21 protein-coding genes and 3 tRNA genes are annotated in these 25,860 nt (G+C 62.8%); 18 read left to right on the top strand and 6 right to left on the bottom strand.

Annotation, left to right across the window (positions count from 1 at the left end; all coding sequences use genetic code 11):
- Window positions 1-18 precede the first annotated feature (18 nt).
- Genes AAV94_RS03530 through AAV94_RS03520 form a run of 3 tightly spaced genes read left to right on the top strand, consistent with a single transcriptional unit; the run spans window position 19 to window position 2,373 of the window.
- Window positions 19-1,347, top strand: a complete 1,329-nt coding sequence (locus tag AAV94_RS03530; RefSeq protein ID WP_046740975.1) for an MFS transporter — start codon at window positions 19-21, stop codon at window positions 1,345-1,347.
- 16 nt (window positions 1,348-1,363) lie between these two features.
- Entirely contained in the window at window positions 1,364-1,864 is a 501-nt protein-coding gene (locus tag AAV94_RS03525) for a putative toxin-antitoxin system toxin component, PIN family (protein ID WP_046740974.1), read from the top strand.
- Window positions 1,861-2,373, top strand: a complete 513-nt coding sequence (locus AAV94_RS03520; RefSeq protein WP_046740953.1) for a GNAT family N-acetyltransferase — start codon at window positions 1,861-1,863, stop codon at window positions 2,371-2,373. The genes AAV94_RS03525 and AAV94_RS03520 overlap by 4 nt, the downstream gene beginning before the upstream one ends.
- A 20-nt stretch (window positions 2,374-2,393) precedes the next feature.
- Here the strand turns inward: AAV94_RS03520 and hpnC are convergent, their stop codons facing one another.
- Window positions 2,394-3,260, bottom strand: coding sequence for a squalene synthase HpnC (gene hpnC, locus AAV94_RS03515; RefSeq protein ID WP_046740952.1), 867 nt, complete (start codon window positions 3,258-3,260; stop codon window positions 2,394-2,396).
- Window positions 3,261-3,488: 228 nt separating this feature from the next.
- Between hpnC and AAV94_RS03510 the strand changes: the two genes are divergently transcribed.
- The 7 genes from AAV94_RS03510 to AAV94_RS03480 all read left to right on the top strand — a co-directional run bounded on the left by AAV94_RS03510 (window position 3,489) and on the right by AAV94_RS03480 (window position 12,070).
- The gene (locus tag AAV94_RS03510) at window positions 3,489-4,622 is read left to right on the top strand and encodes an efflux RND transporter periplasmic adaptor subunit (protein WP_052754894.1); all 1,134 of its coding nucleotides are present in this window, start codon (window positions 3,489-3,491) and stop codon (window positions 4,620-4,622) included.
- Window positions 4,619-7,852, top strand: a complete 3,234-nt coding sequence (locus tag AAV94_RS03505; protein ID WP_046740951.1) for an efflux RND transporter permease subunit — start codon at window positions 4,619-4,621, stop codon at window positions 7,850-7,852. Before AAV94_RS03510 ends, AAV94_RS03505 begins: the two co-directional genes overlap by 4 nt.
- Window positions 7,853-7,956: 104 nt before the next feature.
- Window positions 7,957-8,043, top strand: a tRNA-Leu gene (locus AAV94_RS03500).
- A gap of 122 nt (window positions 8,044-8,165) precedes the next feature.
- Entirely contained in the window at window positions 8,166-9,515 is a 1,350-nt protein-coding gene (gene tig / locus AAV94_RS03495; protein WP_046740972.1) for a trigger factor, read from the top strand.
- Between the two features lie 204 nt (window positions 9,516-9,719).
- Window positions 9,720-10,328: an ATP-dependent Clp endopeptidase proteolytic subunit ClpP gene (gene clpP, locus AAV94_RS03490; RefSeq protein ID WP_046740950.1), complete on the top strand. Its 609-nt coding sequence runs from the start codon at window positions 9,720-9,722 to the stop codon at window positions 10,326-10,328.
- A gap of 282 nt (window positions 10,329-10,610) precedes the next feature.
- Complete coding sequence (gene clpX / locus AAV94_RS03485; RefSeq protein ID WP_046740949.1) at window positions 10,611-11,882, top strand: ATP-dependent Clp protease ATP-binding subunit ClpX; 1,272 nt, start codon at window positions 10,611-10,613, stop codon at window positions 11,880-11,882.
- A gap of 114 nt (window positions 11,883-11,996) precedes the next feature.
- Window positions 11,997-12,070: transfer RNA gene (locus AAV94_RS03480), tRNA-Cys, on the top strand.
- 62 nt (window positions 12,071-12,132) lie between these two features.
- Here AAV94_RS03480 and AAV94_RS03475 read toward each other — a convergent pair.
- The 3 genes from AAV94_RS03475 to AAV94_RS03465 all read right to left on the bottom strand — a co-directional run bounded on the left by AAV94_RS03475 (window position 12,133) and on the right by AAV94_RS03465 (window position 14,456).
- Window positions 12,133-13,107 (bottom strand): tyrosine-type recombinase/integrase, encoded by a 975-nt coding sequence (locus AAV94_RS03475; RefSeq protein ID WP_231731214.1) that lies wholly within the window; start codon window positions 13,105-13,107, stop codon window positions 12,133-12,135.
- Entirely contained in the window at window positions 13,100-13,693 is a 594-nt protein-coding gene (locus AAV94_RS03470) for a rolling circle replication-associated protein (protein ID WP_156454327.1), read from the bottom strand. Before AAV94_RS03470 ends, AAV94_RS03475 begins: the two co-directional genes overlap by 8 nt.
- 385 nt (window positions 13,694-14,078) lie before the next feature.
- Entirely contained in the window at window positions 14,079-14,456 is a 378-nt protein-coding gene (locus tag AAV94_RS03465) for a hypothetical protein (protein WP_156454326.1), read from the bottom strand.
- A gap of 296 nt (window positions 14,457-14,752) precedes the next feature.
- Here AAV94_RS03465 and AAV94_RS03460 point away from each other — a divergent pair, with 296 nt between their 5' ends.
- The 7 genes from AAV94_RS03460 to AAV94_RS03435 all read left to right on the top strand — a co-directional run bounded on the left by AAV94_RS03460 (window position 14,753) and on the right by AAV94_RS03435 (window position 20,607).
- Window positions 14,753-15,028 (top strand): YlcI/YnfO family protein, encoded by a 276-nt coding sequence (locus tag AAV94_RS03460; RefSeq protein WP_046740946.1) that lies wholly within the window; start codon window positions 14,753-14,755, stop codon window positions 15,026-15,028.
- Complete coding sequence (locus AAV94_RS03455) at window positions 15,025-15,333, top strand: type II toxin-antitoxin system RelE/ParE family toxin (RefSeq protein ID WP_046740945.1); 309 nt, start codon at window positions 15,025-15,027, stop codon at window positions 15,331-15,333. Before AAV94_RS03460 ends, AAV94_RS03455 begins: the two co-directional genes overlap by 4 nt.
- Window positions 15,297-15,412: transfer RNA gene (locus tag AAV94_RS14815), tRNA-Ser, on the top strand. Before AAV94_RS03455 ends, AAV94_RS14815 begins: the two co-directional genes overlap by 37 nt.
- 294 nt (window positions 15,413-15,706) lie before the next feature.
- Window positions 15,707-16,018 carry a DUF485 domain-containing protein gene (locus AAV94_RS03450; protein WP_046740944.1) on the top strand — a complete coding sequence of 104 codons (312 nt, stop codon included), beginning with the start codon at window positions 15,707-15,709 and terminating at the stop codon, window positions 16,016-16,018.
- Entirely contained in the window at window positions 16,015-17,679 is a 1,665-nt protein-coding gene (gene actP, locus AAV94_RS03445) for a cation/acetate symporter ActP (RefSeq protein WP_046740943.1), read from the top strand. The genes AAV94_RS03450 and actP overlap by 4 nt, the downstream gene beginning before the upstream one ends.
- Window positions 17,680-17,782: 103 nt before the next feature.
- Window positions 17,783-19,735, top strand: coding sequence for an acetate--CoA ligase (gene acs / locus AAV94_RS03440; protein ID WP_197407996.1), 1,953 nt, complete (start codon window positions 17,783-17,785; stop codon window positions 19,733-19,735).
- 233 nt (window positions 19,736-19,968) lie between these two features.
- Window positions 19,969-20,607 carry a response regulator transcription factor gene (locus AAV94_RS03435; RefSeq protein WP_046740941.1) on the top strand — a complete coding sequence of 213 codons (639 nt, stop codon included), beginning with the start codon at window positions 19,969-19,971 and terminating at the stop codon, window positions 20,605-20,607.
- On the opposite strand, the gene AAV94_RS03430 is transcribed toward AAV94_RS03435, so the two are convergent.
- The gene (locus tag AAV94_RS03430; RefSeq protein ID WP_046740970.1) at window positions 20,604-24,137 is read right to left on the bottom strand and encodes a hybrid sensor histidine kinase/response regulator; all 3,534 of its coding nucleotides are present in this window, start codon (window positions 24,135-24,137) and stop codon (window positions 20,604-20,606) included. The two genes, AAV94_RS03435 and AAV94_RS03430, sit on opposite strands and share 4 nt — an antisense overlap.
- Before the next feature lie 202 nt (window positions 24,138-24,339).
- Here AAV94_RS03430 and AAV94_RS03425 point away from each other — a divergent pair, with 202 nt between their 5' ends.
- The gene (locus AAV94_RS03425) at window positions 24,340-24,792 is read left to right on the top strand and encodes a DUF441 domain-containing protein (RefSeq protein ID WP_046740940.1); all 453 of its coding nucleotides are present in this window, start codon (window positions 24,340-24,342) and stop codon (window positions 24,790-24,792) included.
- 639 nt (window positions 24,793-25,431) lie between these two features.
- On the opposite strand, the gene AAV94_RS03420 is transcribed toward AAV94_RS03425, so the two are convergent.
- A partial coding sequence (locus AAV94_RS03420; protein WP_046740683.1) for an IS5 family transposase occupies window positions 25,432-25,860 on the bottom strand: 429 nt, incomplete at its 5' end.

The following is a 25,860-nucleotide window of genomic DNA, read 5'->3' as shown; positions in this document are numbered from 1 at the left end:
TTTTACCAGGCGATCATCATGCGTGCGTCCCCTTCCATGCCCACTGGTGCTGCGCGCCCACTCGGGCGCGACGATTACAAGACCCTCTCGCTGTCCGCTCTTGGCGGCACTCTGGAGTTCTACGACTTCGTGGTGTTCGTGTTCTTCTCGACCGTGCTGGGGCACCTGTTTTTCCCCCCATCGCTGCCCGAGTGGATGGTACAGCTGCAGACGCTGGGTATTTTCGCGGCCGGTTATCTGGCCCGGCCGCTGGGCGGCATCATCATTGCCCACTATGGGGACAAGCTCGGGCGCAAGAACATGTTCACGCTGTCGATCTTCCTGATGGCCGCGCCGACCCTGATCATCGGACTGCTGCCAACCTATGCGGCCATCGGTATTGCCGCGCCACTGTTGCTGCTGGTCATGCGGGTGCTGCAAGGCGCTGCGATTGGCGGCGAGATGCCCGGTGCCTGGGTGTTCGTGGCCGAGCACGTGCCGCCGCGCCACTTCGGGCTGGGCGTTGGTGTGCTGACCTCGGGAATTTGCGGCGGCATCTTGCTCGGTTCGCTGATGGGCATTGCCATCAACCACTTCTTCACGCCCGAGGAGATCAACGGCTGGGCTTGGCGCATTCCGTTCATCCTGGGCGGTGTATTCGGGTTGGTGTCGGTGTACCTGCGGCGTTTCCTGGCCGAGACACCGGTCTTCCGGGAGCTGGCCGAGCGCCGTGCCGTCGCGCAGGAACTGCCGGTCAAGACGGTGCTGCGCGAGCATCGCACCAGCTGCGTGATCACCGCAGCGATGACGTGGTCGCTGTCCACGGCGGTGGTCGTGCTGATCCTGATGACGCCGATCATCCTGCAGAAGTCCTACCACTTTGCACCGGCCGTGGCGCTGCAGGCCAATTGTCTGGCCACGCTGATGCTGGTGATCGGCTGCGTGGTGTTTGGCTGGCTCAGCGACCGGCTGGGCATGCGCACCACCTTGCTGATCGCCTGGGGCGGGCTGGCGCTGTCGAGCCTGTACTTCTTCGCCACGGTTGCCGGGCTGGACGGCACGCAATTGACGGTGCGCTACGGCCTGGTAGGCTTTTTCGTCGGGGCCATTGCTACCATGCCGATCGTCGGTGTGCAGGCATTTCCTGCGGCGGTGCGTTTTTCGGGCCTGTCCTTTTCCTACAACATGGCCTATGCGGTGTTCGGCGGGGTGACGCCGGTGCTGACGCAGCTGTGGATGCAGCGCTCGCCCATGGCGCCTGCCTACTATGTGGTGCTGGTCTCGCTGGTTGCCATGGGTGTGGCGCTGCTGCCGCAGCTGCGCCGCGGCTATATGCCCGCGGCTGCATCGGTGGTGCCGGCGCACTGATGGCGTGGCCTCGGTGATGCCGCAAGGCGCCGCTGCCACCGCTGCTCCCGCACGGGCGTTGGTGCTGGACACCAACATCGTGCTGGACTGGCTGTTGTTCGGCGATCCCCAGGCGCAACAGCTGCAGGCACAGATCGATGCGGCGCTGGCCGCGCCAGCGCGCTGGCAATGGATTGCCACCCAGGCCATGCGCGATGAGCTCCAGCATGTGCTGGACTATGCGCATTTGCAGCCGCGCATGCAGTATTACGGGCGCACCGCCGCGCAGATTCTGGCGCGTTTTGATGCGCAGGTGACCTTGGTGGCAGAGGCCGAGGCGGTTCCGCTGCGCTGCGGCGACCCCGATGACCAGAAGTTCATCGACCTGGCCGTTGCGCATCGCGCCGCGCTGCTGTCGAAAGACAAGCAGGTGCTGCGTTTGCGCAAACGCCTGGCACGTCTGGATGTGCTGGTGGCAAGACCCATGGGCGATGCGATACTGCCGATCCTGCTACCTCTCGAGGCTTCCAATCCATGATTTTCGAGTGTTCTGCATCGTCCGGACCGGTGGTGATTGTCCGTGCCGATCTGCGCTGCCAGGCGCATGCGCAGGCGCTGGTGACGCTGCTTGACAGCTATGCGCGCGACCCCATGGGCGGTGGCGAGCCGCTGTCGGCCTATGCCCGCGCGCATCTGGCCGAGACCCTGGCCGCCCGCCCGGGTACGCATGTGCTGCTGGCTTTTATCGAAGCGCAGCCTGTTGGTCTGCTCAATGCGTTCGAGGGTTTTTCCACCTTTGCCTGCAGACCGCTGCTGGCAGTGCACGACATTGCCGTGGCCCCCGGCTGGCGCGGGCAAGGCGTCGGCCAGAAGCTCCTGGCGGAGGCCGAGGTGGTGGCCCGCGAGATCGGGGCCTGCAAGTTGACGCTGGAGGTGCTGGATGGCAACGCGCCAGCGCAGGCCGCTTACCGCAAGGCCGGCTTCGCACCCTATGTGCTGGACCCCGCGTTGGGCCGTGCGCAGTTCTGGCAAAAGGTGCTGGACTGAGTGCCCACTTGCGAGCCTGCCTATGCGTTTTTCATCCGCCAGGCTTGCCACAGCATGGCGGGCAGGTCCCGCCTGGAGAGCGTGGGGCGTACGTGGTAGCTCTGGTAGCCGCTTTGTTCGATTTTCTGCAGGATGCGCAGGCCGCCCTGGATGACCAGGCGCAATTCCCAGCCGCTGCGCCCGGGCAGGCGCTGCGTCAGCCCCGTTCCTGCCAGCATGCACTCACGCGTCCACTGCACGAGCTCAGCAACGAGCTGGGTCAGTGCGGCTGGCTGACTGCGCTGCGCGATGGCATGCGCCTGCATCGGCCGGGTCACGCCGAATGCGCTGGCATCGCGTTCGGGCACGTACCAGCGTCCTCGTGGAATGTCGTGCTGCAGGTCCTGCCAGAAGTTGGTCAGCTGCAAGGCTGTGCAGATGGCATCGCTCTGCGCGAGCGAGGCTTCGTCCTGCACGTTGTGCAGATGCAGCAGCAGCCGGCCGATCGGATTGGCCGAGCGGCTGCAGTAGTCCAGCAGCTCTTCGCGGTCGCTGTAGCCTTGCCCGGTGGCGGTTTTCTTTACATCCTGCTCGAAGGCATCGAGCAATGCATCCAGCAGCGGCACCGGCAGGCCGTGGCGCGCCACTTGTGCATGCAGCGCCGCAAACAGCGGCTGCCACGCCGGCGGCGGCTCCATCTGCTGCCATAGACATAACCGGAACTCACGCAGCTGCTGCAGCCGCTCGGCCATGGGCGCGTTGCCCTCGTCGGCGAGGTCGTCAGCGGTGCGTGCAAAGTGGTAGATCGCAGCCACTGGCGCGCGCAGGTGCGCCGGGCACAGCCAGCTTGCCACCGGGAAATTCTCGTAGTGGTGGATCGGTGTGTAGGCAGAGGTCGAAGTGGCCATGGGGCGTATTAGAACCTGTTTACGGTCTTTTTATGCGCCGCGCACTGGACCTCCGGCGCAAGGCCAGGGCAGGTCGGCGTGCCGCGGTGATGCGTGTTGCATGCCTAAGCGGCAGCGCAGGGGACAGCCGCGGCGTTCTCCTGCGTCACAATGGCGCGTCGCAGTGTAGGCTGCGGCTCTGGCCGTGGCCAGAGCCTGTTCAGGATCCTCTCTTCAAGCACGGATACGATGATGTTGCGCTTTCCGCATCAAGTCTTTGTCACCGCGGTGGTCGCGGTGTTTCTTGCCGCCTGTGCACCGCCGGAGCCGGCACCAGCGCCGGTGCGCGCGGTCAAAGTCATCGCAGCGGGCGCACAGAACGTGTGGGCGCCCATTCAGTATGCCGGTGTGGTGACGGCGCGCAGCGAGGCGGATCTGGGTTTTCGTGTCGCCGGCAAGCTGCTGCAGCGCCCGGTCATGCAGGGCCAGCGCGTGCACGCCGGCGAGCTGCTGGCGCAACTGGATGCGACGGATTTCCAACTGTCTGCCACCGCGGCACAGGCGCAATTGCGCGCGGCCATCACCGAGCGTGACCTGCAGGCGGCTGATCTGGCGCGGTATCGGGAGCTGCGCGCGCAGAACTTCATCAGCGCGGCGGAACTTGATCGGCGCATTGCCGCGTTGAAGGCAGCGGAATCGCGCGTCGAGCAGGCGCGCGCGCAGCTGGCCGCCCAGAGCAACCAGGCGCAATATACGCGGCTGCTGGCCGATGCCGATGGCGTGGTCACGGCAACGCTGGCCGAGCCGGGGCAGGTGGTGGCTGCAGGCGCGCCGGTGGTGCGACTGGCGCGCGATGGCGCGCGCGACGTGGCGTTCGCGGTGCCGGAGCAGCGCGTGGCGCAGGTCAAGGTGGGCCAGCGCGTGACAGTGCGGGCCTGGGCTGACAGCACAACGGTGCAACAGGCGCGCGTGCGCGAGATCGCCGCCAGTGCCGATCCGGCCACGCGCACCTTTGCCGTGAAAGTGGAAATTCTCGATGAACCGCAGCCGCCGCTGGGGGCGACGGTTACCGTGGACTGGCCACAGCGCATCGACGGGCAAACGCACATCCTGTTGCCCAGCGCGGCCGTGTGGCGCAACGATGCCGGCCAGAACGCCGTCTGGGTGTTTGACGCCGCTGCGCAGACGGTGCATGAACGTACCGTGGAACTTGCTGGCGTTCAGGGTAATGACTGGGTGGTGACGCACGGGCTGGAGGATGGGGAGCTGGTGGTGGCCGCTGGCGTGCATGTGCTGCATGATGGCGAGCGTGTGGTGCGCTTTGCTGCCGACCCGTCGGATGCGCCTGCAGCGAGCACTTCCGGCAGCGGAGAGCTGCCATGAGCACCAGTCCGCCAGTATCCCGCCACAACGTTTCCAAGTGGGCGCTGGAGCATCCGGCGCTGACGCGCTACCTGCTGGTGGTGCTGATGCTGCTGGGCCTGGCCGCGTACTTCCAGCTCGGTCAGGATGAGGACCCTCCCTTTACCTTTCGCGCCATGGTGGTGCAGACCAACTGGCCTGGCGCGACGGCCGAGCAGGTCACCGAGCAGGTTACCAGCCGGCTGGAGCGAACCCTGCAGGAGGTGCCGTACTCCGACAAGATCGAGAGCTACTCCAAGCCCGGCCAGTCGCAGATCATCTTCCAGCTGGCGGAAAACAGTCCGCCTGAGGCGATCGACCAGCTCTGGTACACCGTGCGCAAGAAGATTGGCGACATGGCCTGGCAGCTGCCACAAGGCGTGCAGGGGCCATTCTTCATGGATGAGTTTGGCGACGTGTTTGGCGTCATCTACGCGCTCTCGGGCGATGGCTACAGCTACGCCGAGCTGAAGGACGTGGCCGAGCAGGTGCGCCAGCGCCTGCTGCGTTTGCCGGATGTGGCCAAGGTGGAGCTGTTTGGCGAGCAGCCGCAGCGCATCTACATCGAGGCGCCGCAGCAGCGTCTGTCACAGCTGGGGCTGAACATGAACGAAGTGCTGCAGCAGCTGGGCCAGCAGAACGCCGTGGCATCGGCAGGCAGCGTGCATGGCGCTGACGAACAGGTGCGCGTGCGCATCGAAGGTCAGTTCGAAGCGCTGGAGGACCTGCGTGCGATGCCGATCCGCGCGGCAAGTGGCCAGCAACTGCGCCTGGGGGATATTGCACGGGTCTGGCGTGGCTACGAGGATCCACCCTCTGTCAAGGTACGTTTCGAAGGGCGGCCGGTGGTGGCATTGGGCGTGTCCATGGCCAAGGGCGGCGACATCGTGGCGCTGGGCAAGGCGCTGCATGAGGAGGTGGGCCGCCTGGCACCGCTACTGCCTGCGGGCATGGTGCTGGACAACGTGCAGGACCAGCCGGAAGTGGTGACCGGCGCCGTCAACGAGTTCGTGAAGGTGCTCATTGAGGCCGTGACCATTGTGCTTGCGGTGAGCTTTCTCAGCCTGGGCCTGCACAAGCGCTCCGGAACGCAGCCGTGGTGGCGCCGCTATAGACTGGACATGCGTCCTGGGCTAGTCGTCGCGATCACCATCCCGCTGGTGCTGGCATTGACATTCCTGGCCATGTTTTACTGGGGCATCGGCCTGCACAAGGTGTCGCTGGGCTCGCTCATCATCGCGCTGGGGCTGATGGTGGATGACGCCATCATCGCCGTTGAAATGATGGTGCGCAAGATGGAAGAAGGCTACAGCAAGTTTCGCGCGGCCCTGTTTGCCTACGACATTACCGCCAAGCCCATGCTCACGGGCACGCTGATCACCGCTGCCGGCTTTCTGCCCATCGGCATCGCCAAGTCGATGACCGGCGAGTACACCTTCGCGATCTTTGGCGTGACAGTGGTGGCGCTGCTGCTGTCGTGGATCGTCTCGGTGTTCTTCGTGCCCTATCTGGGGCTGCTGCTGCTACGCACGCCGGCACATGTGCAGGCCATCCGCGCCGATGACGAATACGCGCACCACCCGATGAACCGCGGCGGTCCCGCGGTGGCCACGCAGGCGGACGCCACGCAGGATGGCGAGGCTGGCCATGACGTCTATGACACTGCGTTCTACCGGCGCTTTCGCGCCATCGTGGATGGGTGCCTCGTGCACCGGTGGCTGACCATCGGCATCACGCTGCTGATCTTTGCCGCGGGTCTGGTGGGGCTGAGTCGGGTGCAACAGCAGTTTTTTCCCGACTCCAATCGTCCGGAGATTCTGGTGGATCTCTGGTTGCCCGAAGGCGCTTCCTTCCAGGCAACTGAGCAGGTTGCACTGCGCGCCGAGGCATTGGTGCATGGTCAGCCCGGTGTGCGCAATGTCGCCACCTGGATCGGCTCGGGGGTGCCGCGTTTTTACCTTCCGCTGGACCAGACGCTGCCGCAGAGCAATGTTGCGCAGCTGATGGTGCAGACGCAGTCGCTGCACGAGCGCGATGTCCTGCTGCAGTCGCTGCCGGGCTATCTCGCACAACAGCTGCCGCAGGCGCGCGCACGCGTGAAACTGTTGCCGATGGGCCCGCCTGTGCCGTATCCGGTGCAGTTTCGCGTCGTGGGGCCTGATCCCGCCAAGCTGCGCAAACATGCTGATGCGGTGCGCGCGCTGATGGCCGATCACCCTGACATGCGCGGCGTCAATGACAACTGGAACCAGCCGATCAAGGCATGGCGCTTCAACGTCGATCAGGACAAGGCGCTGGCCCTGGGCGTGAGCAGCCAGTCCATTGCGCGCGGCACGCAGTTGATTCTGGAAGGGGAGACTATTGGCCAGTACCGTGAGGGGGATGAGCTCATCGACATCGTGCTGCGTCCACCGTTGCAGGAGCGCGAGAGCCTTACGGCGCTGGGCAATGCCTACATCAACACCAAGTTCGGCGGGGCTATTCCGCTGTCGCAGATTGCCTCGCCGGAGCTTGCCTGGGAATGGGGCGTGTTGTGGCGCTACAACCGCGAATATGCGGTTACCGTGCAGGGCGATGTGGTCGAGGGCATGCAGGGCGCCACCGTCAGCGAGGCACTGCTGCCGAAATTGCGGCAGTTGGAGCGGCAGTGGCACGCCGAAGGCGATACGGACTACCGCATTGAAGTGGCCGGTGCCGTGGCCGAGAGCGCCAAGGGTGTGGCCTCCATCGCTGCAGGCGTGCCTCTGATGCTGTTCATCATTTTCACGCTGCTGGTGATTCAGTTGCACAGCTTCTCGCGCGCCTTGCTGGTGTTCCTCACTGGCCCGCTGGGGATTGCCGGCGTCGCCGCAGCATTGCTGCTGTCGGGCAAGCCATTTGGTTTCGTGGCGCTACTGGGTGTAATTGCCCTGATGGGCATGATCCAGCGCAACGCCGTGATTCTGATCGACCAGATCGAGATGGAGCGCGCTGCGGGCGTGCCGGCGTGGGACGCTATCATCGACGCGGCCACGCACCGGCTGCGGCCGATCGCGCTGACGGCCGCCGCGGCGGTGCTCGCAATGATTCCACTCTCGCGCAGTGTGTTCTGGGGCCCGATGGCCATTGCCATCATGGGAGGTCTGATCGTGGCCACCGTGCTGACACTGCTGGCACTGCCGGCCATGTATGCGGCCTGGTTCAGGGTGCGGCGCGAGAGGCAGGCGGCGTGATGTAAGGCGCACGACGCCGCCAGTGCCGATGCAGATTTTTGGCTGCGCTGGCAAACATCTGTAGAATCGGCCGGTTTTACTGGTGCCAAAGCCAGTAAAGCGTTGCGCGGGTGGCGAAATTGGTAGACGCACCAGGTTTAGGTCCTGACGCCAGCAATGGTGTGGGGGTTCGAGTCCCCCCCCGCGCACCAGCTTTTGTGGTGGACCGTTCGGTTTTTTGGGGCGAACGCTCACGGATTTTTCAATGGCGCGGCTCAGGCCGGGCAGTGTGGCGCTGCCGATGGCGCGGCGTCGGCCTTACAGGGAAGTTTTCATGGCAGTCAATGTGGAAGTACTGGAAAAGCTCGAGCGCAAGATCACGCTGAATGTGCCTGTGCGCAGCGTTCAGGATGAGGTGCAGGCGCGCCTGCGGCGCCTGGCCCGCACGGTGAAGATGGACGGCTTTCGGCCGGGCAAGGTGCCGCTGTCGGTGGTGGCCCAGCGCTATGGCAGCGCCATCCAGTACGAAGTGCTCAACGACAAGGTGGGCGAGGCCTTCAACCAGGCCGCCAGCGAGGCCCAGCTGCGCATCGCCGGCCAGCCGCGCATCAGCGAGAAGGAAGGCGCGGCCGAAGGCTTTCTCGACTTCGAGGCGGTGTTCGAAGTGTTTCCGGAAGTCAAGATCGGCGATCTGACCGATCTGGAGATCGAACGTATCAGTGTGGCCGTGGATGAGGACGCGATCGACCGCACCATCGACATCCTGCGCAAGCAGCGCCGTACCTTTGCGCCGCGCGGCGAAGATGAGGCGGTGCAGGATGGCGACCGCGTCACCGTTGATTTCGAAGGCAAGATCGATGGCGACGCCTTTGCCGGTGGCAAGGCCGAGGGCTTTGCATTCCTGGTGGGCGAAGGCCAGATGCTCAAGGAGTTCGAGGATGCCGTGCGCGGCATGAAGGTGGGCGAGAGCAAGACCTTCCCGCTGGCCTTTCCGGCTGACTACCATGGGCAGGAAGTGGCTGGCAAGACGGCCGACTTCCTGGTAACGGTGCAGAAGATCGAAGTGGCCGAGCTGCCCGACGTTGACGATGCCTTCGCCAAGGCGCTGGGAGTGGAGGCCGGCACGGTCGAGGGACTGCGCGCGGACATCCGCAAGAATCTGGAGCGCGAGGTCAAGTTCCGCGTGCAGGCGCGCAACAAGCAGAACGTGCTGGATGCCTTGCTGACCAAGGCTGAGCTCGATTTGCCCAACGCCGCAGTGCAGGCCGAGATCGAGCGCCTGCGTGAAGGCGCCCGCGACGAGCTGCGCCAGCGCGGTGTGGAGAACGTCGAGCAGTCGCAGATCCCGGACGAGATCTTCCGCCCGCAGGCCGAGCGCCGTGTCCGGCTCGGTCTGGTGGTGGCCGAGCTGGTGCGTGCCAATGAGCTGCAGGCTACGCCCGATCAGGTGCGCGCGCATGTCGAGGAGCTTGCCGCCAGCTATGAAAAGCCTGATGAAGTCGTCAAGTGGTACTACAGCGACCGCCAGCGCCTGGGCGAGGTGGAGGCTGTGGTCATCGAGAACAATGTCACCGAGTTCGTGCTGCGCCAGGCCAAGACAGTGGATAAGACCATCGGTTTTGACGAGCTGATGAACCCCGCACAGGCTGCCGAATCGGCCGAGCAGGACGCGCAACAGGCCTGATTCTGGCCCGCCTGGGCCGGTGGGCCGAACAGTAGATTGCCGGCAGGGGCTTGTGTCAGCGTGCACAAGCCCTTATTTGTTGGGGAGTTGGCGGGGCAGATTGAGGCTGCGGCCGCGCTGCCGATCCAATTCTTGTACCATGCTTGCATGGGGTGCGGTATGCCCCCGCAGTGTGGAAACGCCGCGCTCACTAGGAGAGAGAACATGAACATGCTGGAAATGCAGAACCTGGGGCTGATCCCCACGGTCATCGAACAGTCGGGCCGCGGTGAACGCGCGTTTGACATCTATTCGCGCCTGCTCAAGGAACGCGTGGTGTTTTTGGTCGGCGAAGTCAATGACCAGACCGCCAACCTCGTTGTGGCACAGCTGCTGTTCCTGGAAAGCGAAAACCCCGACAAGGACATCTCGCTCTACATCAACTCGCCGGGTGGCAGCGTCACTGCCGGCATGTCGGTGTACGACACCATGCAGTTCATCAAGCCGGATGTCTCGACCATGTGTCTGGGCTTTGCCGCCAGCATGGGCGCGTTCCTGCTGGCTGCGGGGGCCAAGGGCAAGCGCTATTCACTGCCCAACTCGAAGATCATGATCCATCAGGTACTTGGAGGCGCGCGCGGTCAGGCAACGGACATCGAAATCCATGCGCGTGACATTCTGCGCACCAAGGAGCAGATGAATCGCATCCTGGCCGAGCGTACTGGTCAGCCGTACGAGAAGATCCAACATGACACCGAGCGGGACTACTTCATGACCGCTCCGGAGGCCAAGGACTATGGCCTCGTGGATCAGGTAGTGGAAAAACGCAGCTGACGCGTCAGGCGCGCTCACGCGCCTCGGCCCCCATCGGGGGGTCTGCGCAAAACCACACATTCGTGCCATGTGCGCCCCCTTGAGCCGTTTGCAGGGTGCGCCACATGGCGTTTTGCGTTATAACGGCCCATTGCAATCTTCGCCTGCTGTGGCGAAGATTGCCTGAATTGCCGGAGCGGGGCATGTATGCTGCGACACCAGCGGCACAGTCCCGATCCGACGGCAGAGGCGCCTGGCGAATAGTGCCTCTGCCCATCCTGAACTGAAGAAGGTATTGCCCGCATGGCAGAGAAGAAAAGCGCTGGTGAGAAAACCCTTTACTGCTCGTTTTGCGGTAAGAGTCAGCATGAAGTCAAGAAACTGATTGCCGGGCCGTCGGTATTCATCTGTGATGAATGCATTGACCTGTGCAATGAAATCGTGCGCGACGAAGCCAGCAGCGAGGAAGCAGCAGGGGGCGCGTCGCGCCCGAATCTGCCCGCGCCGGCCGAGATCAAGGCCAACCTCGACAACTATGTCATTGGTCAGGAAAAGGCCAAGCAGGCGCTGGCGGTGGCGGTGTACAACCATTACAAACGCCTGTGGCACAAGGATCAGAGCGGCAGCAGCAAGGATGATGTCGAGCTAACCAAGAGCAACATCCTGCTGATCGGGCCTACCGGCTCTGGCAAGACACTGCTGGCGCAGACCCTGGCAAAAATGCTCAACGTGCCATTCGTCATGGCCGATGCCACGACCCTGACCGAAGCCGGTTATGTGGGCGAGGACGTCGAGAACATCGTGCAGAAGCTGCTGCAGAGCTGCGACTACAAGATCGAGGAGGCGCAGCGCGGCATCGTCTATATCGACGAGATCGACAAGATCTCGCGCAAGGCCGACAACCCGTCGATCACCCGCGATGTCTCTGGTGAAGGGGTGCAGCAGGCACTGCTCAAGCTCATCGAGGGCACGATGGCCAGCATCCCGCCGCAGGGCGGGCGCAAGCACCCGAATCAGGATTTCCTGCAGGTCGACACCACCAACATCCTGTTCATCTGCGGCGGTGCATTCGCTGGCCTGGAGAAGATCATCGAGAACCGCACCGAGGCCTCCGGAATCGGGTTCGGAGCTGCGGTCAAGTCCAAGGAAAACCGCAGTGTCACCGAGCTGTTTGCCGAGATCGAACCCGAGGATTTGATCAAGTACGGCATCATTCCCGAGCTGATCGGTCGGCTGCCCGTCGTGACGGCACTGTCCGAGCTGGATGAGGAGGCCTTGGTCAAGATCCTCACCGAGCCGCGCAACGCGCTGGTCAAGCAGTACGCCAAGCTGTTTGCCATGGAGAACGTGGAACTGGAGATCCGGCCGGAAGCTTTGAGGGCCATTGCGCGCAAGGCAATCGCTCGCAAGACCGGTGCGCGGGGCTTGCGCTCAATCCTTGAGCAAGCATTGCTGAGCACGATGTACGAGTTGCCGTCCATGACCAACGTGCAGAAAGTAGTGGTCGAGGAGTCGACCATCACCGAAGGCAAGGCCCCGCTGCTGGTCTACCGGGAAGAGGTCAAGAAGGCCTGATGCGCGCGGGCAGACGCGGCGCCGCAGTGCGCATGGAGGGGATTTTTTGCCTCGCCAGCGCTCTGGTCAGAGTCGTGTAGAATCGCCGCTTTTCCGCACCATGCGGAAAAACCTGGCGCGGTAGCAAAGTGGTTATGCACCGGATTGCAAATCCGTTTACCCCGGTTCGATTCCGGGCCGCGCCTCCAAATAAATCAAGGGCTTACACGGTTTTCCGGTAAGCCCTTTTCTACATTTCTTCTACACCTTCCTACCGGAGCCGTAGCGGCGCAACGTGCACTCCTTGGCGCGAGCGCACATAGTGTTCCGTCATGTCCCTCTTGGAGTGCCCGAGCAATTGCTGTGCATGGGCCAGATCGCCCAAGTCCGTAGCAGCCTTGGCACGGATGTCGCGAAACTGGAAGAACACGCCGGCTGCCTTGCGCGCTTTCTCAAAGCCCTTGAACAGGCCCGGATAGCTCAACGGCTGCCCATCTTCGCGCTGTAGTAGCCATTCACCAATCTCCTGACCGCGCCGCAGCTTGATGCGTTCCAGAACGTCGGCCAGGTCACCGCTTACCTCGATGGACAAAAGCGCCCCCGTCTTGTTCTGCCGTACGTGCAGAGCGCCGCGGTAAATGTCCGACCAGCGCATCTTGAGCAGGTCTGCTGGGCGCTGTGCCGTCAAATAGGCCAAGTCCATGGCATCGGCAATGACGGGCTTTGCCGCGCGCTTGACGGCCTTGAATTCATGGTCTTGCACATAGCGTGAGCGGCCAGCTTCTCGAAACCCCCGCACGCCCTGGCACGGATTGGCTGCGTTGGTGTAACCCCATTCCCTCGCCTTGTTGAAGATGTGTGAAAGCAAAGCCTTTTCACGGTTGGCGCGCACTGGTGCTTGTTCGCCCCTTGCATCCATGTAGCGGCGCACGTGAAAGGGCTGAATATCGCCCACACGCATGGCACCAAATGCCCTCAGAAGGTTTGGCACCTCGGCCTCGTTATCCTTGCGTGTGCGTGCAGCCTTCTTGGGCATGACTTCGCGCATGTAACGCTGAACCACGTTTGCCAGAGAATCAGGTGCGCCCTGTGCGGACTGCGCTTCCACCTGTGCCCATAAGATCAGCGCTTCTTGCTTATCTTCGGACAATGGCGTCCAGATCCGATTGCGTCCAGCAGTGACGTGGTACCACGTCTTGCCCTTCTGGTACATGCGCACGACCTTGCCGATTGGCGGCTCAGGCATGCGCATCTCCCAGCATTGAGTACGGCCCCTTGTGGTCGATACCGCCCGCGTACGCGAACATTTGGATGGCAAGCACCTTGCCCTTGCTGAAGAAAACATGCCAGGGGCTTGGCAACACTTCGCCGCTTTCGATGTTGACCAACCCCACGCCTTTGATGCGTTTGATGGGTGTATTGACCCCTGCCAGACGTTTAAGCCAGCCTGCATAGTTCAACCAACGACAGATTGCGCGGCCTTCTTTGGGCAGGCCCCCTCGACCGCTCAGGCGACACCCTCGCGGAAACAGTCCGCCACTGTCCATCTTGGAAAGGTACTTGACCATGTAGCCCACGGCATTGCGTGCCCACTCGATCTTGGTCATGCCGTGCGGCCACCAGCTCTGCTTGTCGGGTTTGGGCAGGGTCAGCCCCTTGGGCAGCCAGATCAGCACGTGATAGTGCAACGCGCCACGCTTTTGCAGTTCTGCCACCCAAACGTAATGCAGGGTATGCCCGCGCCGAGCCATCCACTTGCGTGCGCTGTCCAAGAATCGGGAAATGTGGCATGCCTCAAACCCGTCCACATCCCGATAGGTCAATGTGACCATGGCAGGCTTGAAGCGTCTTGGCCCCAGCTCCTGCTGCAGGATGTTGGCTGCTGCGGGAATGGTTCTGCGAAGACGTTGAATCCGGGATTTTTTGGAATCTATCTCCAAGTATTCAGGAGACGACGTCGCACTTGTTGAAGTGTTGACAAGCCCAGAAGCAGGCGTTCCGCCCGCTTCCTGCGAGCGCCCCGATGCCGCGCCAGTCTCCCCGCAAGCGGGGCCCCTCGGCGCGGCAGTCGGCGGCTCGCCAGCAGGCGCATGCCGTCGCAAGGAATCAACGTTGGATTGTGCAGTAGGCGTTTTCGCAGCAGGGATAAATAAAGGGTATGACATACCCTTTATTTGAAAGGATATTTATTACCCTGTCAAGGTGTTTGCATACCCTTTATTCTGCGAGTCCGCGCTTGTCCAGACCATCAGGGGGCTTGATGTCTCCGGAGACAAGCTTCCAGAAGTTGGAAACAGACTGAATGATCTTGTACGCATTGGTGCGATCGGCATCTGGGCCGTACTCCGGAAACACCTCGCGAATTTTGATGCCTAAGATGTCTTCGTACTTGGCAATCGTGCGTTTGTTATGCACGACCACCAGTACACGCCACCCGAAGTGAAAGCCGATCATGTACATCCCAAGCGCAGATTCCAGTTCATCAATCTGGATGCCTGTTTGTCGGATCGCCCTATCCATCACTGCGTAGCGTTCGATCGCCTCCTCGGGGGTGGCAGGAGGAGTTTTAGTGGCAATAGGTTTTGGCGTAGGCATGCGCAAAGGATAGCAGGGAAGGGGACTTGAAACTACCTATTGCCGCCTGTTCGGCGGCCTGGTGGCGGAGCCCCGCCCCCAGCGCCGTTGACCGTGGAAAAGCCGTCCTGCCCACCGTCCGTTACCCACCGGCTGCGCCCGTGGATAACGGCCCGTGGACAGCCCTTCGGGTGCGACGACTTTTCCACCGCCTAACAGCTCCCCCCGCCCTGATTGACAGCCTTACAGATCAAGCGCCTTGCAGCAAGTTAGCTGCTATGCTAGATTGCATTGCAATTGCAATGCAAAGGGCTGTTATGAAAACCGCAACTTTTCCATCTTTGAGAGTCGACCCACAACTGCGTCAAGACACTGAAAGTGTGCTGCAAGAGGGCGAGAGCCTGTCGCAGTTCATTGAGAAGGCAGTGCGCAGCCAGGTTGCCCTGCGCCAGGCCAAAGCGGACTTTTTAGCACGTGCCTTGGTATCCAGAGATAAGGCGCGAGCGACGGGCCGCTATGTGGATGCGGATGCCGTGGTAGGCAAGCTCAGGCAGCGCCTGCAGCAGGCAAAAGACGAGCGCGCCAACGCATGAAGTATTCGGTTCGTTTTACGGAAGATGCCGAAGAGGACTTGCGACGCCTGTACGAATTCCTTCTTGAACGTGACGCTTCTGATTTTGATGTGGCCGAGCGCGCCCTTTCGGCCATCATGAAGGGCATCGAGTTTCTGAAGATACTGCCGTACAGTTGCAGGAAAGTGGAGGACGGCAATCCTTTCCTGCGAGAACTTGTTATCTCTTTTGGTTCATCGGGCTATGTGGCGCTATTTGAGATCGAGCCCAATGACACAGTGACTGTTTTGGCCGTGAGGCATCAGAGAGAGTCAGACTTTCACTGATCTATCGCCTTGAGGTGCCTGAAATTTTCTTCAGATTGCAAATCTGTTTACCCCGGTTCGATTCCGGGCCGCGCCTCCAGATCTCATTGAGCCCTTGGGTCGGTTTTCGCAAGGGCTTTTTTATTGTCCAGGGCGCAGGCAGGGGCACGTTACCGGCTCAGGCAGGGCGAAGCGGTGCGTGCGGAAGCCGAATCAGGTGCGCTGCGCCTGGCATCCGGACTGACCCTTACTACCAAAGTCGTCTGGTTGGCGCGCCGGTGCGCCGGTACATTGAAGTCTCCGAAAAAGGCGGCCCTTCCAGTGCGCATGGGGGGTGATATCAAGAATGCACTGTCGGGCCTTGACGCCGCGCAGTGCCAAAGGAGACAGGACAATGAGTACATCCGAGCAGGTGGTGGCCAGCGTGCTGCGGCATCCGCGTTACCAGGAGTTACTGGCACGACGCGGACGCACCAGCCTGGTCTTTTTCACGATCACATGGATCATCTATGCGGGCTACATCCTCACGCTGGCGTTTCTGCCTGACGTGATGGGGCAGCCCGTGGGCAATCTGACGCTGAGTTACGGCGTCCTGGGCGCCGTACTGGTATGCATCAGCGCGGTGGTGCTGATCAGCCTGTACGTGTACATCTCCAACAAGGTGTTTGATCCAATGCTGGCAGCCATTCTGAAGGACGTGCAATGAAAAAGACCCTCGCTCTCTTTGCCGGTCTGATGGCCGTGTCAGGTGCGTCCTATGCAGCCGCACCGGGGCAGGCGAACGTGCCTGCCATCGTGATGTTTCTGGTGTTCATCGTGGGCACGATGGGCATTACCTACTGGGCCGCACGGCAGACCAAGACGACTTCGGATTTCTACACCGCAGGCGGTGGCATAACCGGTTTTCAGAATGGCCTTGCCATCGCCGGAGACTATCTCTCGGCGGCGTCCTTTCTGGGCATTGCTGGCATGGTGTACGTGAGTGGCTTCGATGGAATGGTGTACGCCATCGGTTTCCTGTTTGGCTGGCCGGTGGTGATGTTCCTGATCGCCGAGCGGCTGCGCAATCTGGGCAAGTACAACTTTGCCGACGTCACGTCCTTCCGGATGGAGCAGACGCCGATTCGCCTGCTGGCGGCAAGCGCCTCGCTGATCATCATTGCGCTGTATTTGATTGCGCAGATGGTGGGCGCTGGCAAGCTGATCGTGCTGCTGTTTGGTATCAATTACAAGCTGGCGGTCGTTATCGTTGGCAGCCTGATGATGATCTACGTCACATTCGGCGGCATGACGGCCACGACCTGGGTGCAGATCATCAAGGCGGTGTTGATGCTGTTTGGCGCGACGCTGATGTCGTTTCTGGTGCTGGCGGCATTCAGTTTCAATCCTGATCGCATGCTTGCCGAAGCGGTGGCTGCGCACCCCAATGGCATCAGCATCATGGCGCCCGGCCAGTCGCTCATCAGCAACCCATGGAATGCCCTGTCACTGGGGCTTGGGCTGGCGCTGGGTACGGCAGGTCTGCCGCACATCCTGATGCGGTTCTTCACCGTCTCGAACGCCAAGGAGGCGCGCAAATCGGTGATTTATGCCAGCTCCTTCATCGGGTACTTCTACTTGCTGACATTCATCATCGGCTTTGGCGCCATCGCACTGCTGGTGCGGCATCCCGAGTACTACGCGACCAATCCGGATGGCAGTTTCGACATGCTCACCTCCCTGATCGGCGGCACCAACATGGTGGCGGTGCACCTGGCCAATGCGGTCGGTGGCAGCCTGTTGCTGGGTTTCCTGGCCGCAGTGACGTTTGCGACGATCGTCGCCGTCGTGGCGGGTCTGGCGCTGGCTGGCGCCGCAGCGATTTCGCACGATTTGTACGCCAATGTGTTTGCCCGCGGCCGGGCAACGGAGAAGATGCAGATGCGTATTTCCAAGATTTCGACGATCTCGCTGGGGGTCATTGCCATCTTGCTGGGCATCATTTTCGAGAACCAGAATGTGGCGTTCATGGTCGGGCTGGCGTTTGCGATTGCTGCCAGTGCCAACTTCCCGGTGCTGGTGCTGTCCATTTCCTGGCGCGGCTGCACCACGCGTGGTGCCACGCTGGGCGGCTTTATCGGACTGGTCGTGGCAACCCTCTGGGTGGTGCTGTCCAAGACGGTGTGGGTGGACGTGTTCGGATTCGCCACACCCATCACGCCGTTCCCGAATCCGGGTATCGTATCGATTCCGCTGGCGTTCATCGCAATCTGGTTCTTCTCCGTGACGGACAAGTCCGCGCGTGCGGTGCGTGAGCGGGCAGCGTTTGACGCCCTGACGGTGCGCAGCCAGACCGGCATCGGTGCTTCGTCTGCCAGTGCCCATTGAGCGCAGATTCCAGGGCCCTGTGGATGTGAGCACGGGCGCCCGTTAGCGAAAGCGGCCGGCCTGAAGGCGGAACCTGATTCATCGACAACTGATTATTGGAGACATGTCCATGAGCGAAGACGTTTACCCAGTCAACCCGGCCCTTGCCGGCCCCAACACCATCACTGCCGAGCAGTACGCGCAGATGTACCAGGAGTCCGTCACGAATCCCGACGCTTTCTGGGGACGTGTGGCCAAGCGTTTGCACTGGTTCAAGGAGCCGACGGTCGTCAAGGACACGAGCTTTGATCCGGAGAACTTTCACATCCGCTGGTTTGCCGATGGTGAGCTCAATGTCAGCGTCAACTGCCTGGACCGGCATCTGGCCACGCGAGGCGACAAGGTGGCACTGCTGTGGGAGCCCGACGATCCGAACCAGCCGGGTGAGAAGGTGACCTACCGGCAGCTCTATGAACGGGTCGCTCGGTTGGGCAACGCACTGCGGCGCCTGGGTGTGAAGAAGGGCGATCGCGTCACCGTCTACCTGCCGATGGTGCCTGACGCCGCCGTTGCGTTGTTGGCCTGCGCGCGCATCGGCGCCATCCACAACGTGGTATTTGGCGGCTTTTCTCCAGGCTCCGTGGCCGACCGCGTGCGCGACAGCAGCGCCAAGGTCATCATCACCGCCGACGAGGGCTTGCGTGCCGGGCGCAAGGTTCCGCTCAAGGCGAACGTGGATGCGGCCTTGCAGCAAGAGGGCACGGACACGGTAGAAAAAGTCATCGTGCTGCGGCATACGGGTGGCGACATCGTCATGCAGTCAGGACGTGACCTGTGGCTGCATGAGATCACCGCCGCCGAGTCCACCGAATGCGAGCCCGAGCGCATGAACGCGGAAGATCCGCTGTTCATCCTCTACACCTCTGGCTCAACGGGCAAGCCCAAGGGCGTGGTGCACACCACCGGCGGCTATCTGGTGCATGCCAGTTACAGCCACGAAACCGTGTTCGACCTGCGCGAGGACGATGTCTACTGGTGCACCGCTGACATTGGCTGGATCACGGGCCACAGCTACATCGTCTACGGGCCGCTGGCCAATGGCGCCACCTCGCTGATCTTCGAGGGGGTGCCCAGCTACCCGGATGGTGCCCGCTTCTGGCAGGTGATTGACAAGCACCAGGTCACCATCTTCTACACCGCGCCGACGGCGATTCGTGCGCTGATGCGAGAGGGAGAGGAACCGGTCAAGAAGACCTCCCGCCAGTCGCTGCGGCTGCTTGGGTCGGTGGGCGAGCCGATCAACCCCGAGGCCTGGCGCTGGTATCACGAGGTCGTTGGCAATGGCAAGCTGCCAATTGTAGATACCTGGTGGCAGACAGAAACCGGTGGCATCATGATCGCGCCGTTGCCTGGTGCCACGGCGCTCAAGCCAGGGTCAGCCACCCGGCCCTGGTTTGGCGTGCAGCCAGCGCTGGTGGATGCGCAAGGCCAGTTCGTCGAGGGTGAGGGGGAGGGCAATCTCGTGATCGTCGATTCTTGGCCCGGCCAGGCGCGTACGGTGTTCGGCGATCACCAGCGCTTCATCGATACCTATTTCAAGGCCTATCCTGGCATGTACTTCACGGGCGACGGTTGCCGCAGGGATGCCGATGGCTACTACTGGATCACGGGCCGGGTCGATGATGTGATTAACGTCAGCGGCCACCGCATCGGCACGGCCGAGCTGGAAAGTGCGCTGGTGCTGCACGACAAGGTTGCCGAGGCCGCCGCCGTGGGCTATCCGCACGACCTCAAGGGCCAGGGCATCTACGTCTACGTCACGCTGGTTGCGGGGGTCGAGGGCAGCGACGAGCTGCGCAAGGAGCTCATCGCCCATGTGCGCAAGGTCATCGGCCCTATTGCCACGCCCGACCACCTGCAGTGGGCGCCGGCACTGCCCAAGACGCGCTCGGGCAAGATTATGCGGCGCATTCTGCGCAAGATCGCGGAAAACGCGCCCGACCAGCTGGGCGACACCAGCACGCTGGCCGATCCGAGCGTGGTTGACACACTGGTGAGTGAGCGGCTGAACACCTGAGCGACGCGTGCCTTGGCGAGCGCGCATTTGTGCGCGACCTCGCCTCTGACATACGTCCGATGCCCCGGAGCCCAGGCTCTGGCGCATCGGCGTTTTTTACCGTCGGCTAACGCACGTGTGCGCCGCGCGCTTGGTCAGATGCGCGGCAATCGCTGCGACGTGCTTGGCATATGTGTACGCTGCACGCGAGAATAGGGACTTTGCCCGCTGGCAGCATTTGCGTAGATGTAAATATGCCCACGATCCTGATCGCCGACGACCACCCGCTGTTTCGCGAGGCACTGCGCACCACCATTTCCCGGCTTTGGCCCGATGCGCAGATCGCCGAGGCGCATGATGTGCCTGCGCTGCATGCGGTGGTCGATCGGCATGGCCAGGCGGACATGTTGCTGCTGGACTTGACCATGCCCGGCAGCGACGGCTTCGAGCAGCTGGTGTGGCTGCGGGCGCGCCATCCGCAGCTGCCGGTGGTGATTGTCTCCGCGCACGAGGATGCCCAATCGATGCGCCGTGCGCTGGACCATGGCGCGTTTGGTTTCATCCCCAAGTCCAGCGATGTGACCACGCTGGCTGCCGCGCTGCAGCAGGTGCTTGATGGCGAGCCGTGGTTCCCGGGGCAGGCGCAAGCCGAGGGTGGCGCAGGCGACGAGGAAAAGGACGCCGCGCAGCGGCTGGCGACGCTGACACCGCAGCAGATGCGGGTGCTGCAGCTGGTGGCCGCCGGGCGCCTGAACAAGCAGATCGCCCACGATCTGGGTACGTCCGAGGCGACCGTGAAGGCGCACATGTCCGCCGTGCTGCGCAAGCTGGGTGCGACCAACCGTACCGAGGCCGTGGCCATGGCGCATCGCCTTGGGTGGCACAGGCCCTAGCTGCTTCGGCTAGCCCGCCGCTGTGCCATCAGCCACGCTCGCAGTGCAGCGGGCCTGACGGGTTTGGTGAGCACAGTGCACTGGTGCTGTGCGGCTTCGCGCTGGAGCGTGTCGCTGCCATTGGCGGTAATCAGCGCGGCAGGTACACCGGGAGCCAGCCGGCGCAGCCGTGCCAGCGCCTGCAGGCCATCGAGCTGGTCGTAGAGGTGGTAGTCGATCAGCAGGCAGTCTGGGCGCCAGCCCTGCTGCAGGGTCTGCAAGGCCTGCTGCAATGTCAGCGCGCTGCGCATCGCAATGCCCCAGCGCGCCAGCAGCGCCGCCATGCCTTGCAGAATGTCCGGATCGTCGTCCAGGCAGAGCACACACATGTCTGCAAGGTCGGCGCCTGTCGCAGGCGCTCGGGGCGCGGCAGGAGTGCGCAGGGTGGAGGAACATTCTGTCGCATCCGTGGCGGGGGCATGTGGCACCCATACTCCAAACACGCTGCCATGGTCTGTCCGTGAGCGCACTTCGAGCGGATGCTCCAGCAGACGCGAGATGCGCTGGCAGATCGACAGGCCCAGTCCAAGGCCGCGGCCATCCCAGTCGAACACCTGGTGGTAGCGGTGAAATTCGTCATAGATGCGCGCCAGATGGACCTGCGGAATGCCGGGGCCCGTGTCCCAGACCTGGATGCGTACTCCGTTGCCGGCAGGCCTGGCGGTCATCAAAATGCGCCCATGCTGGGTATAGCGCAGCGCGTTGGCGATGAAGTTCTGCACGATGCGGCGCAGCATGCGCGGATCGCTGCGTACCCACAGGCGGTCACGCTGCGTGCTGCAGCGCAGCTGCCAGGCGATGTGGCGCTTGGCAGCAATCGGTGCGTATTGGTCAAACAAGGCCTGCAGCAGCTGGGCCACGTTCACGCGCTGCCATTGCGGCTGCAGCGCGCCCGCATCCAGGCGTGAGATGTCCAGTACGCCATCGAGCAATTCCTCCGCCGCCGTCAACGAAGCGTCGACGCGCTCGGCCAGATGGCGCATCTGCGCCGGGTTCTGTTCGTCCTGCAGGGCAGTGGCGAACAGTCGTGCAGCATGAATGGGCTGCAGCACATCATGGCTGATGGCGGTGAGGTAGCGTGAGCGCGTGGCATGGGCCTGTTCTACCTCGCGGGTACGCTCGGCCACGCGCTGCTCCAGCGTCTCGTTGATTTCACGCAGCTCGCGCTCGGCGTTCTTGAAAGCGGTAATGTCGCTGTAGGCAGTCACGTAGCCGCCGCTGGGCAGGGGGTTGCCGCGCATCTCGATGTAGCGCCCGTCATTGAGCGCGCGCACGTAGGTATAGCTGCGTCCCGAGCGCATCAGCGCAATGCGCTTGTCGACCTGCGTGGCGATCTCCTGTGGCGCAGGCGCGGGCTTGGCCAGACCCAGTGGATTGCATTGAAGGTTGTAGGCAATCAGCTCTGCCACATTGCATCCTACGTACAGCATGCCGGGTGGATAGTTGAACAGCCGCTCGTAGCGACGATTCCACGCCACCAGACGCATTTCGGCATCCACCACGCTAACGCCGGGGTCGATGTTCTCCAACGTTGCCAGCAGAATGTCGCGGTTAAAGCGCATCTCAGGGCCTGCCTCGTCAAGCAGGGCCACAACGGCTGCCAGTTCCAGCCCGGAGCCCTGCAGCGCGCGCGTCATCACCATGCGCGCTGACGCTGCGCCCACCGCACCGGCCAGCAGGCGTTCGGTAAAGCGCAGCCAAGGTCGGTCGGCGATCGAGTCAGCCGTCAACTGCAGATTCTGTTGTTGGGCCTGGGCAGCGAACGCGCGTGCCGCCGTCTGTGCGCCGACGACATGGCTGGCCACCATTTGCAGGTCGGCGACGCGAATGCGCCCACGATGCGATGGCAGGTCTGTGCTGTCTGCACCCGTGCCGCGCATTGCGTAGGGAGCGAGAAACGGCTGCGCCTGCATCTGCTCGCTCAGGCCCGGAGGCCAGCGCAGCGACACCAGCACCAGAGTGGCGAGATTGGCCAGCAAGGACCAGAACACGCCATGCGTGAGTGGATCCCAACCCACGGCGCCAAAAAGCTGGTAGGGGCGCAGCCAGGCGATGTCGAACGGGCCGCTGGCCAGCCATCCTGCGGACAGCCAGCCGCTTTCCGCGAGGCTGGGCAGCAGCAGCGTGTAGAGCCAGACGGCAAAACCCGCCAGCAGGCCTAGCTCCACGCCGCGGCGGCTCGCACCAGGCCAGTACAGGCTACACACAAGCGCGGGTGCGAACTGGGCGACGGCGGCGAAGGCCAACAGCCCAAAGCTTGCCAGCTGCATGCGCTGGTCCATGCCCAGGGAGTAGGCATAGGCCAGCAGGGCCAACAGCACGATGGTGATGCGGCGCACCCACAGCACCTGCCTGGCCGTGTGCGCCATGGCGGCATCGTGTGGCGTGGCACTGCCGCTGGCACGTTGCCAGTGCCGGCGCAGCAGCAGCGGCATCACCCAATCATTGCTGACCATGTTCGACAGCGCCACGCTGACCATGATCACCATGCCAGTGGCCGCGGAGAACCCGCCAATGTAGGCAGCCAGCGCCAGCGTGTCGTGGCCCAGTGCCATGGGCAGCGCGAGCACGAAGGCATCGGGCGCGATCTGGCTGCGCATGCCGAACTGGGCCAGTCCGGCAGCGGCAATGGGCAGCACCATCAGGCTGATGATCAGCAGGTAGGCACTGAACCACCAGCGCGCGCGGCGAATGTCAGCCAGATCACCGCACTCGACAATGGCAATGTGAAACTGGCGGGGCAGGCAAATGATGGCGGCGAAGCTCAACAGCGTCTGCGTCGCGAAACCCACAGGCGTGGTGTTCTCCAGCAGCTGGGCGACGGCCTGCACGGCGTTGTGCGGGCGATCCTGGAAGAACAGGACGGCGAACACGCCGACAGCCACCAGTGCCAGCAGTTTGACAATCGATTCCAGTGCGACCGCCAGCATCAGACCGGGGCGGTGCTCGGATGCATCGGCGCGGCGCGTGCCAAACAAGATGGCAAACAGCGCCATGATGGCAGCAATGTAGAACGCAGGATCGGCAAACCTAGTCGGGCTGCTTTCCATGCCCGTGAGTACCGCCAGGCTGCTGGCGACCGCCCTGTATTGCAGCGCGAGATAGGGTATGGCCGCCACCAACGCTACCACCGTGACCAGCGCCGCCAACCGTTGTGATCGCCCGAACCGGGATGCGATGAAATCCGCGATGGAGACCGTTTTCTGCGCGCGTGCCACTGTGGCCAGGCGCTCCAGCAGGCGCCAGCCCAGCAGCAGCATCAGCATCGGCCCCAGGTAGATCGGCAGATAGCCCAGCCCATACATCGCCGCCGTGCCCGCAGCGCCATAGAAGGTCCATGACGAGCAGTAGACCGCCAGTGCCAGGCTGTACACCGCCGGGCGGACATGCCGATGCTGCGTAAAGGCCGCGTGGCGGTCACCCAGCCAGGCCACGGCAAACAGCAAGCCCGCATACAGCAGCGAGACCAGAATCACCCAGGCCGGTTGCATGGCGAACATTCCTCCTCAGTGCGGTGCACCGTGCTGGCGTCGTCGTTCCACGCGCCACCCTGCGCGCAGGGCGTCGAACAGATTCTTGCCAGCGGTGCGAAACAGCCTGCCAGTGTACGGGCCGGTGCGCCACGCAGGGGCCAATCGTGCGATAGTGCAGGCTTTGTCGCATTCGCGGCAGTTGCCTTTCGATTTCCGTCCTATGCCTGCATTTGATCCCACCTTGCTGGTGTTGCTGCTCATCGCCGCAGTCGGCATCATCAGCCAAAACACGGCGGTGGCCATTGCCATGCTACTACTGCTGTTGATTCGTCTGACGCCTTTGCAGCAGGCACTGCCATGGATTGAAAGGCACGGCCTGACGATTGGCATCATCATCCTGCTGATGGGAGTGATGGCGCCCATTGCCAGCGGCAAGATCTCCATGCTGGATCTGATGCGCGCCTTCACCCATTGGAAATCGCTGCTGGCCGTGGCAGTAGGTATCTGCGTGGCCTGGCTTGGTGGACGGGGCGTGCCGCTGATGATGAGCAACCCTGGGTTGGTGCCGGGTCTGATGGTGGGCACCGTGATCGGCGTGGCCTTCTTCAAGGGGGTGCCGGTCGGCCCCCTGATTGCCGCCGGCATTCTGGCAGTGGCGCTGGGCAAGTGGTAGCACGGCCGGGTGGCCTGACGCCCTGGCGGACCTTCCAGACGGTATGGGCCTTGGCCAGATGCCAAGTCCATGCGTGCGTCCAGTCCTGTCAGAGCATCAACGAATGCGTCGTCCAGCGGTTTGTCGAACACCAGCCTGTACCAGATCGCCCCACGGATCATATTGATGACGAGGCCGACATGGCGGTCGTCGGCAATCGCGCCCTGCTGAGTGCTGTTCAACAGGATGTGCCACATGTTGGCGTCGCGCGTAAATAGGCTCTGAGGCGGTGTTGCTGCGTGCCGCCACGCCGCCGCGTATCAGAAGGAATTTCCCGGCGTTTGCTCCGCTGCCTCAAGGCTGCAATCGCACAACAGCGCACAGTACATGCGCGGGCTTTCAGTGCCTTTCCGCGCGAGGCACAGCAGCGGTGCTTTCATTCGGCGCCGGCAACGTCTTGCGCGCAGCGAATTTGTTGGACAGGGCACTAGATCGCCGTCTGCGCCTTATTGGCCGCGTTCTGAATCAGCGCCATAGCGACCGGAGGAAGGAGCACCGAGCACAGCCCTATGAGCGGGGGTGCAATGGCCCGCTTGCCACCCTGGGGGCGCTGTTGCGCAATTGCCCCACTGAGCGCAGCTACCCCTTTCCCCAGTCTGCTCAGGACACACGTATCGTGTGTGGCGTGCCCAAGCGCGTGAACTGGTTCAGGATCGCCGCGCGCACCTGAAGCTGCGTCACCTGGCGGTCGAAATCTCGGGCCATGACCCGCTCGCCCAGCAACTTGAAGCAACCCATCTTGGTTTCCACCAGGCTGCGCCGGTGGTAACCACTCCATTTCTTCCAGATCGTCCGGCCCAGGTGCCGGGTTGATCGCAAGGTTTCGTTGCGAGCCTCGACGCCCGCGCTGCTGCCTTTCCAGGTCTGCGCATTCTTGCGGGTCGGGATCACGGCGGCGGCTCCGCGTGCCGCAATCGCGGCATGACAGGCCTTGGTGTCATAGGCACCATCGCCGCTCACCGTCGCCACGGCTTCAGTTGCCGGGATCTGCGTCAGCAGCTCAGGCAGCATCGGCGCGTCGCCGATGCG

Origin of the sequence: Lampropedia cohaerens (assembly GCF_001005215.1) — a bacterium.
GTDB classification, from domain to species: Bacteria; Pseudomonadota; Gammaproteobacteria; order Burkholderiales; family Burkholderiaceae_C; genus Lampropedia; species Lampropedia cohaerens.
This window is presented reverse-complemented; position numbering and strand designations above follow the sequence as displayed.

Excerpts from the sequence above, each read along its gene's own strand:
- AAV94_RS03530 (WP_046740975.1), top strand. The coding sequence starts at position 19 with ATGCGTGCGTCCCCTTCCATGCCCACTGGTGCTGCGCGCCCACTCGGG.
- AAV94_RS03525 (WP_046740974.1), top strand. The coding sequence starts at position 1,364 with ATGCCGCAAGGCGCCGCTGCCACCGCTGCTCCCGCACGGGCGTTGGTG.
- AAV94_RS03520 (WP_046740953.1), top strand. The coding sequence starts at position 1,861 with ATGATTTTCGAGTGTTCTGCATCGTCCGGACCGGTGGTGATTGTCCGT.
- hpnC (WP_046740952.1), bottom strand. The coding sequence starts at position 3,260 with ATGGCCACTTCGACCTCTGCCTACACACCGATCCACCACTACGAGAAT.
- AAV94_RS03510 (WP_052754894.1), top strand. The coding sequence starts at position 3,489 with ATGATGTTGCGCTTTCCGCATCAAGTCTTTGTCACCGCGGTGGTCGCG.
- AAV94_RS03505 (WP_046740951.1), top strand. The coding sequence starts at position 4,619 with ATGAGCACCAGTCCGCCAGTATCCCGCCACAACGTTTCCAAGTGGGCG.
- tig (WP_046740972.1), top strand. The coding sequence starts at position 8,166 with ATGGCAGTCAATGTGGAAGTACTGGAAAAGCTCGAGCGCAAGATCACG.
- clpP (WP_046740950.1), top strand. The coding sequence starts at position 9,720 with ATGAACATGCTGGAAATGCAGAACCTGGGGCTGATCCCCACGGTCATC.
- clpX (WP_046740949.1), top strand. The coding sequence starts at position 10,611 with ATGGCAGAGAAGAAAAGCGCTGGTGAGAAAACCCTTTACTGCTCGTTT.
- AAV94_RS03475 (WP_231731214.1), bottom strand. The coding sequence starts at position 13,107 with ATGCCTGAGCCGCCAATCGGCAAGGTCGTGCGCATGTACCAGAAGGGC.
- AAV94_RS03470 (WP_156454327.1), bottom strand. The coding sequence starts at position 13,693 with ATGGTCACATTGACCTATCGGGATGTGGACGGGTTTGAGGCATGCCAC.
- AAV94_RS03465 (WP_156454326.1), bottom strand. The coding sequence starts at position 14,456 with ATGCCTACGCCAAAACCTATTGCCACTAAAACTCCTCCTGCCACCCCC.
- AAV94_RS03460 (WP_046740946.1), top strand. The coding sequence starts at position 14,753 with ATGAAAACCGCAACTTTTCCATCTTTGAGAGTCGACCCACAACTGCGT.
- AAV94_RS03455 (WP_046740945.1), top strand. The coding sequence starts at position 15,025 with ATGAAGTATTCGGTTCGTTTTACGGAAGATGCCGAAGAGGACTTGCGA.
- AAV94_RS03450 (WP_046740944.1), top strand. The coding sequence starts at position 15,707 with ATGAGTACATCCGAGCAGGTGGTGGCCAGCGTGCTGCGGCATCCGCGT.
- actP (WP_046740943.1), top strand. The coding sequence starts at position 16,015 with ATGAAAAAGACCCTCGCTCTCTTTGCCGGTCTGATGGCCGTGTCAGGT.
- acs (WP_197407996.1), top strand. The coding sequence starts at position 17,783 with ATGTCCATGAGCGAAGACGTTTACCCAGTCAACCCGGCCCTTGCCGGC.
- AAV94_RS03435 (WP_046740941.1), top strand. The coding sequence starts at position 19,969 with ATGCCCACGATCCTGATCGCCGACGACCACCCGCTGTTTCGCGAGGCA.
- AAV94_RS03430 (WP_046740970.1), bottom strand. The coding sequence starts at position 24,137 with ATGCAACCGGCCTGGGTGATTCTGGTCTCGCTGCTGTATGCGGGCTTG.
- AAV94_RS03425 (WP_046740940.1), top strand. The coding sequence starts at position 24,340 with ATGCCTGCATTTGATCCCACCTTGCTGGTGTTGCTGCTCATCGCCGCA.